General features: G+C 70.7%; 5 protein-coding genes and 4 pseudogenes. 4 read left to right on the top strand and 5 right to left on the bottom strand.

Annotation, left to right across the window (positions count from 1 at the left end; translation table 11 throughout):
* Positions 1 to 239: 239 nt before the first annotated feature.
* Positions 240 to 661: pseudogene (locus GJ632_RS18350) on the top strand (dCTP deaminase).
* Between the two features lie 432 nt (positions 662 to 1,093).
* Here GJ632_RS18350 and GJ632_RS26075 read toward each other — a convergent pair.
* The gene (locus tag GJ632_RS26075) at positions 1,094 to 1,411 is read right to left on the bottom strand and encodes a hypothetical protein (protein ID WP_394351833.1); all 318 of its coding nucleotides are present in this window, start codon (positions 1,409 to 1,411) and stop codon (positions 1,094 to 1,096) included.
* On the opposite strand from GJ632_RS26075, the pseudogene GJ632_RS26070 reads away from it, so the two are divergent.
* Positions 1,385 to 1,603: pseudogene (locus GJ632_RS26070) on the top strand (plastocyanin); the annotation flags it as partial. The gene GJ632_RS26075 and the pseudogene GJ632_RS26070 sit on opposite strands and share 27 nt — an antisense overlap.
* A gap of 39 nt (positions 1,604 to 1,642) precedes the next feature.
* Complete coding sequence (locus GJ632_RS22430; protein WP_197428081.1) at positions 1,643 to 1,876, top strand: hypothetical protein; 234 nt, start codon at positions 1,643 to 1,645, stop codon at positions 1,874 to 1,876.
* Positions 1,877 to 1,963: 87 nt separating this feature from the next.
* Here GJ632_RS22430 and GJ632_RS18340 read toward each other — a convergent pair whose 3' ends face one another.
* Positions 1,964 to 2,506, bottom strand: coding sequence for a hypothetical protein (locus GJ632_RS18340; RefSeq protein WP_191453702.1), 543 nt, complete (start codon positions 2,504 to 2,506; stop codon positions 1,964 to 1,966).
* 115 nt (positions 2,507 to 2,621) lie between these two features.
* Entirely contained in the window at positions 2,622 to 3,824 is a 1,203-nt protein-coding gene (locus GJ632_RS18335) for an alkaline phosphatase D family protein (protein ID WP_191453701.1), read from the bottom strand.
* 176 nt (positions 3,825 to 4,000) lie between these two features.
* Between GJ632_RS18335 and GJ632_RS18330 the strand changes: the two are divergent.
* Positions 4,001 to 4,941: pseudogene (locus GJ632_RS18330) on the top strand (cation diffusion facilitator family transporter).
* A gap of 39 nt (positions 4,942 to 4,980) precedes the next feature.
* Here GJ632_RS18330 and GJ632_RS18325 read toward each other — a convergent pair.
* Both GJ632_RS18325 and GJ632_RS25005 read right to left on the bottom strand, forming a co-directional pair.
* Positions 4,981 to 5,984, bottom strand: a pseudogene (locus GJ632_RS18325) (threonine aldolase family protein); the annotation flags it as partial.
* Positions 5,985 to 6,009: 25 nt separating this feature from the next.
* The coding region (locus GJ632_RS25005; RefSeq protein WP_305037692.1) for a PGF-CTERM sorting domain-containing protein at positions 6,010 to 6,396 on the bottom strand (387 nt) is incomplete at its 5' end.

The raw sequence follows: 6,396 nt of genomic DNA, 5'->3' as shown, positions 1-6,396 counted from the left end.
GCCGAGAGGTGGTAGACGGGCGTAGCGGAACGCCGGACGGACGGCGTCGCCCCCGTGGTGCCACACCAGGACCGTCGCGCTGACGGCGAGCAGTTCCCACGCGAGAGGAGCGTCAGCCAGCGCCCGCGAGGACGGCGGCGACCGTCTTCCGAGACGACATGAACCGACAGTCTCGCGCCCGTGGATAAAACGCCGGGTCCGACCGGGGCTTTTTGCCGGGCGCGACGCAACGCCGACCCATGAGCGACACGCTCGCCGACCGACTCGACGGCATCGTCCACGCGGAGACGCAGGTCCACGACGGGGGCGTCGACCTGACCGCCGCGGAGATACGCGTCGTCGAGGACCCCGGGCGCGTGGACTTCGGCGGCGACGAACTGACCGCCGCCGAGTCCGCGCCCGTCGAGACGGAGAAGCGAGACCCCGACGACGACTACGGCTGGTGGAACCTCGACGGCGGTCAGTACCTCCTGTCGTACAACGAGACGCTCACGGGCGAGGATACCGCCGTCCTCCAACCTCGGACCGAACTGCGCGAACGCGGCGCTCGCACCCGACGCTGTTCACCGACTCGCTCGGAACCGTCCCGCTGTCGATGCCCACCGGCGGCATCCGCCTGAAGGAGAACGCGCGCGTCTCGACGCTCCTGCCGTCGCCGTAGCGCGGTCGAACGCGTCGGGACGGCGCGATTCACCGAGGATGCGTGCCGGTGGCGCGCCCCGCCGGCACGGCGGCGACCGGTGCGTCGCTTCTCTCGATTTCGGAGAGTGTCAACTGAGAGACTAGTTCCGCAGTTTTTATTCGTCCGCTCGTCGCACTGTCCAGCGGGTGTGCCAATGAATAGCACAGACGAGGGGAGCGAGGCTGGAACCGACGAACAGACAGCGACGCGACTGGCCGTCGCGCGGCGGACCGTCCTCCGCGCGGCGGGCGCGACGACGGCGCTCGGTCTCGGTGCGACCACCGCGGCGGCGGACGAACACACCGGGACGGACGACGGACCGGGGGCCGACGATGGTGAGGGCGGTGGCGGGGGCGACGACGGCGAGGGCGGCGACGGCGGGATGCCCGCGGAACTCGACCCGCTGTTCGGCTACGCGTCGGCGGACCCGAACCCCTGCGGGGGCGAGGCCGGAGCGGAGTGCTTCGAGGCGTTCGCGCCGCCGATTCGGCCGTCCCACGAGGTGGAGATGAACATCGACCTGCCGGGTGCGCTGTTGGCCATCGGCGAACAGGGGGCGCTCTCGGACGTGACGACGCAGAGCATCAACGAGTCCGTCGCCGACGGGACGGTCGAACGGGAGACGCTCCACCGCCCGGACGCGGCGGTCGACTTCGAGACGCCGGAGGGGACGCAGACGCTGACGGTGGCGGCGATAGCCGGATGGTCGCCGACACTCTCGGTTTCCACTTCGGCCCGGCCGGACTCCGCGTCGAACCCGGCGACGTGGTCCTGTTCAGCGCGGAGTCGCCGGACCACGCCGTCGCGCCCTACCACGAACGGCACGGGCGCCAGAACCGGGTCCCCGACGGCGTGGGGCCATTCTCGTCCCCACTCGTCCCCGTCGGCGGCTACTGGCTCTACCGGTTCGAGACGCCGGGCGTCTACGACTGCTACTGCCCGCCGCACGACCCGTTCGGGATGGTCTGCCGCGTCGTCGTCACGGCGGGCGACGTGCCGGACCCGTCGATAGAGAACGTCGGGCGGCCGCCGCCGGCGCACAACGACATCGCGGGCGTCCTCGGCGGACTCGACCCCAACCTCCCGAGTTCGATGGCGGCGCTGAACACCGACGCCCTCTCGCCCGCGAACGTGGTCGAGGCGGGACGCGTCGCGTGGGCGGACGTCGTCGCGTCGCACCGGAGCGACGCCTGAACGGGCGTTCGGGTCGCCGGGCGGTCGCTCCGTTCCGAAGCGACTCGCCGCGGAGGCGACGCCGGCCACGGGGTGACGACCCGGGACTCAGCGCCGGTCGGTCTCGGTCACCCACGACCGGGCCGAATCGTCGCGCGTCGGCGTGCCGACGCGCGGCGCGCCGACCACCCACCGGTCGTCGAGTCGCTTGACCGCCACCTCCTCGCCGACGGCGTCGGAGATTCGCTCGGGGGGCGACGCCGCAGGCGGCGGCGACGCGTTCGAACTCCGTCCGGCCGTCAGTCGGTCGGGGGAGGGGGGTCCACACCGGGAGCGTCGTCTCGTGGCCCTCGACCGGAAGTACCACGTCGAACCGGACGCCGGGCGTCGCTGTAGGCGGGCGAGGAGTCGCCCGTGGCCGCGGCGCGCCTCGGGGACGACGGCGCGGACGACGCCCGAATCGACGTGCGGGGCGGAAGCCAGCGTCGCGAGGTGCGCCTCCACGTCGCGAATCCCCGACGCCGACCCGGTGCGGACGGGGGAGACGGCCGTGAACAGTCTGTCCAGCGTCCGGGTGGCCGTCCACGCGCGACGGCGACGGCGCCGACGCCGAACACCGCCGCCGCGAGGAAGAACGCACCCAGGAGCCACACGAGGAGGTCGAGTTCCATGCCTCCCGTGGGACGCCCGGGAGTGTAGCCGTTTCGCAGACCGACGTGACTGTCTGTCGCGACGATGCCCGGGCGGAACGGCGCGGGCCGCGGCGCTACCGCACGTCGCGTATCTCCGTCTCGCCCGCCCGGACGCGGAGGATCGCCAGTCGCTCCCGGTCGCCCATCTCGTCGCTGTCCTTGTCGACGGCCCACGCCGAGTAGGTGCAGTTGTCGGGCGTGAACGTCACCGTCGCGTACCCCCAGTGGTGGCTGTCGAAGAACTCCACGTGCGGGTTCGTCTCCGCGACGAGTTCGCTGGCGAGTCGCCGGCCGAACTCGCCGTCCGGCAGTTCCAGCAGTTCGCCGAGGTTGACGCTGGTCACCGCGGGCGTCATGAACTCGACGCCGACGCGGGACGGTGACGCCTCGTCGTCGTCGGGGTACGACTGCTGGACGTAGCCCGCGAGTGCGGTGTGCATGTCGCCGGTGAGGGCGACGGCGTTGGCCACGTCCGCCAGCGCGTCCGTGATGGTCGCGCGTTCGGCCTCGTAGCCGTCCCACGCGTCGGCGTTGTAGACGCGGTTACCGTCCTCGCGGAGGCTGAACGCCATGTTCAGCACCTCGTTCGCCCACGCCGTCCACGTCGCCTCGGAGGCGTCGAGGCTGTCGAGGAACCACTCGCGCTGACGCTCGCCGAGGATGGTCCGACTGGACCCGCTCTCGTCGTCGGACTGGAAGGAGAGCTGTCGGGCGCGCTGGGTCCCCGCCTGTTCCGAGCGGTGGAGGCGTTCGTCGGTCACGACGAGGTCCACCAGGTCGCCGAAGGCGAACTCGCGGTTCAGCCGAATCCGCTCGCGGAGGGGCGCGTCCTCGTCGTAGCGCACCCGCGCGGGGAGGTACTCCCACCACGCTCGGATGCCGTCGGCGAACAGGTCCCGGAGGCGTTCGGCGTCGTTCGCCGCCGGGTGGTCCGCGGGCCAACAGCCCGGCGCGTCCGCCTCGTAGTCCCAGTAGCGATTGTTCACTATCTCGTGGTCGTCCCACGTCGCTATCAGGGTGTGCCGTCTGAGCGCGCGTCGGAGGAACCGGTCCGTGCGGTACGTCCGGTGCAGGTGCCGGAAGTCCGCGAGGTCCATCGCCTGCGACGCGCCGCTCGGAAGTTCGACGTCGCGGCCGTCGTACGCGGACGCCCCGGCGGACTCGTAGATGAAGTCGCCGAGGTGGACGACGGACTCCGCCTCGCGGACGGCGTCGAGCGTCCGGCCGGTGAGGCGGTGCGAACTCGTACTGTGCGTGTCGGAGACGACGGTCAGCATCGCCCGAGACTACGAACCGCAGGGTCAGGAACGTTCCGCTCCGCTCCGGTCGTCTCGTCGTCGAGTGCGTTCGGCTTCGACTCGACGGCAGTCGGTCTCGACTCGGTGCCGCCTCGCCCGCCGGGGCGGTGTGCGTCTGTGGAAACGCTCTTACGGGAGACGCAAGAGGTGTGAGTATGGCAGGTAGCAGAGGCGTCGTCATCGCGGCCCTCGTCGCGAACGGCGCCATCGCGGTTCTGAAGTTCCTCGGCTTCCTCCTCACCGGGAGTCCCTCGATGCTGTCGGAGACGTACCACTCCATCTCCGACACCGGGAACCAGGTGTTCCTCCTCGTCGGCATCCGGTACAGCGGGAAGGAAGCGAGCCGAGCGCACCCGTTCGGCTACGGGAAGGCACAGTTCTTCTACTCGTTTCTCGTCTCGGTGTTGCTGTTCGGCATCGCCGGGTGGGAGTCGCTGAAACACGGCTACGAGGCCATCCTCCACGGCGGCCACGCCCTCGGCGGACTGGTGTCGTTCGCGGGCTACACGTTCCCCGGGTGGTACGTCAACGTCGTCGTCCTCGTCGGCGCCATCGCCTTCGAGAGTTACGCGATGAAGAAGGCCGCGGCCGAACTCCGGCGGCAGATACGCGAGTACGAGTGGGACGGCGTCGTCGACGCGTTCCGAAAGACGAGCGACGTGACGACGCTGACGGCGTTCACCGAGGACGGCATCGCCCTCCTCGCGCCGGCATCGCCCTCGTGGGCGTCGTCCTCACCGAGGTGACGGGCAACTACATCTACGACGCCGTCAGCGCCGCGGTCATCGGCGTCCTCCTGATGGGGTTCGCGCTCGCCCTCGCGTGGGAGAACAAGCGGCTCCTCCTCGGCGAGAGCCTCCCGAACGACGTCGAGAAGCGACTCCGCGAGGTCGTTCTGGCTCACCCCGGCGTCGTCCACGTCGACAACTTCCGGACGGTCCACGTCGGCCCGGAGAAGGTGCTCGTCAACGCCGACATCAGCTTCGATTCAGGCCTCGACACCGCTGACTTGGACGACGACATCTCGGCGATAGAGCGGAAGATGAAGGCCGAGGACAAACGGGTGAAGTTCGTCTACATCGAGCCCGAACTGTAGCCGAGAGCGCTCGGCCTCAGCGCTCGGCCATCGCGACTCGATTCGTTCTATCGCCGCGTCCACGTCGTCGGCAGACACGTCGAGGTGGGTACAGAACCGCGTGAGATAGTCGCCGTGCGCGCCGCCGAGGACCCCCGCGTCTTCGCAGACGTCGACGAACTCGTCGGCCGAGAGGCCCACCTCGTCCGTGAACACCTGCACGATGTTCGTGTCGGGGGCGGGGGCGCGCAGGCCGTCGACGGCGTCCAACCCCTCGGCGAGACGCGCGGCGTTGGCGTGGTCGTCGGCCAGTCGGTCGACGTTGTCGAGGGCCGCCAGTCCGGGGGCGGCGATTATCCCCGCTTGCCGCATCCCGCCGCCGAACAGTTTGCGGACGCGACGGGCGCGTTCGACGTACTCCTCGCTGCCGGCGAGCATCGACCCGACGGGCGCGCCGAGGCCCTTCGAGAGGCAGAACATCACCGAGTCCACCTCGCGCGTCATGCGCTCGGGGTCGACGTCGAGGGCGACGCAGGCGTTGAACAGGCGCGCCCCGTCGAGGTGGACCGGCACGCCGAGTTCGTGGGCGGCGTCGGCGGCGGCGTCGATGGTCTCGGGCGGGACGGCGACGCGCCCCGGGCGTTGTGAGTGTTCTCCAGTGCGAGCAGACCGGTCCCGGCCTCGTGGAGACTCTCGGCGACGTAGCCCGCGCGGACCTGTTCGGGCGCGGGCGCGGCGGCGTCGCCGCCGTCGAACGAGCGGACCTGCAGTCCCGAGAGTTGCGCGAGGCCGCCGAGTTCCCACTTGTAGACGTGCGCCTGTTCGTCCAACAGCACCTCCTGCCCGCGGTCGGTGTGGACGCGGGCGGCTATCTGGTTGCCCATCGTCCCCGTCGGGACGTACAGGGCCGCCTCCATCCCGACTCGCTCGGCCGCGGTCGCTTCGAGTTCGTTCACCGTCGGGTCGTCGCCGTACACGTCGTCGCCGACGGGCGCGTCGCGCGCGGCGTCGCGCATCGCTTCGGACGGCCGCGTCACCGTGTCGCTGCGAAGGTCGATAGCCATGCAGAGAGCATCTCTGTCGGTCGTGTTATAGACGGTGGTCGCGGCGGTCCGGGCGGGTGAGCGACCGTCGAGCGTCGGCGTGCGGTGTCGTGGTCGCTCCACGTCGGGCGGCCGGCCGTCGTCTCTCGGCCCCGGTGGCGACGACCGTTCTTCGGCGGTCGCTGTCGCTCTCGGGTCGGAGCGTCGAAAGAAAGGTGAAGTGTGGAGACCGGCGTGAGCCGGTGGTTCGGACGTAGTCGCGGCGGACGGCGACGAACGCCGCGGCGAGGAGCGCCGTCACGGCGACGACGACACCGAAGCCGGGCGTGCCGGTGGAGGTGCCGGTGCCCTCGGCGGGCGTACCGGTCTCGCCGTCAGTCGGCGCGGCGGTTCGGTGCCCTCGGCGGGCGACCGGTTTCGGTGCCCTCGGCGG

Source organism: Halogeometricum sp. CBA1124 (assembly GCF_009741955.1).
Taxonomy (GTDB): Archaea; Halobacteriota; Halobacteria; order Halobacteriales; family Haloferacaceae; genus Halogeometricum; species Halogeometricum rufum.
This window is presented reverse-complemented; position numbering and strand designations above follow the sequence as displayed.

Excerpts from the sequence above, each read along its gene's own strand:
- GJ632_RS22430 (WP_197428081.1), top strand. The coding sequence starts at position 1,643 with ATGGTCTGCCGCGTCGTCGTCACGGCGGGCGACGTGCCGGACCCGTCG.
- GJ632_RS18335 (WP_191453701.1), bottom strand. The coding sequence starts at position 3,824 with ATGCTGACCGTCGTCTCCGACACGCACAGTACGAGTTCGCACCGCCTC.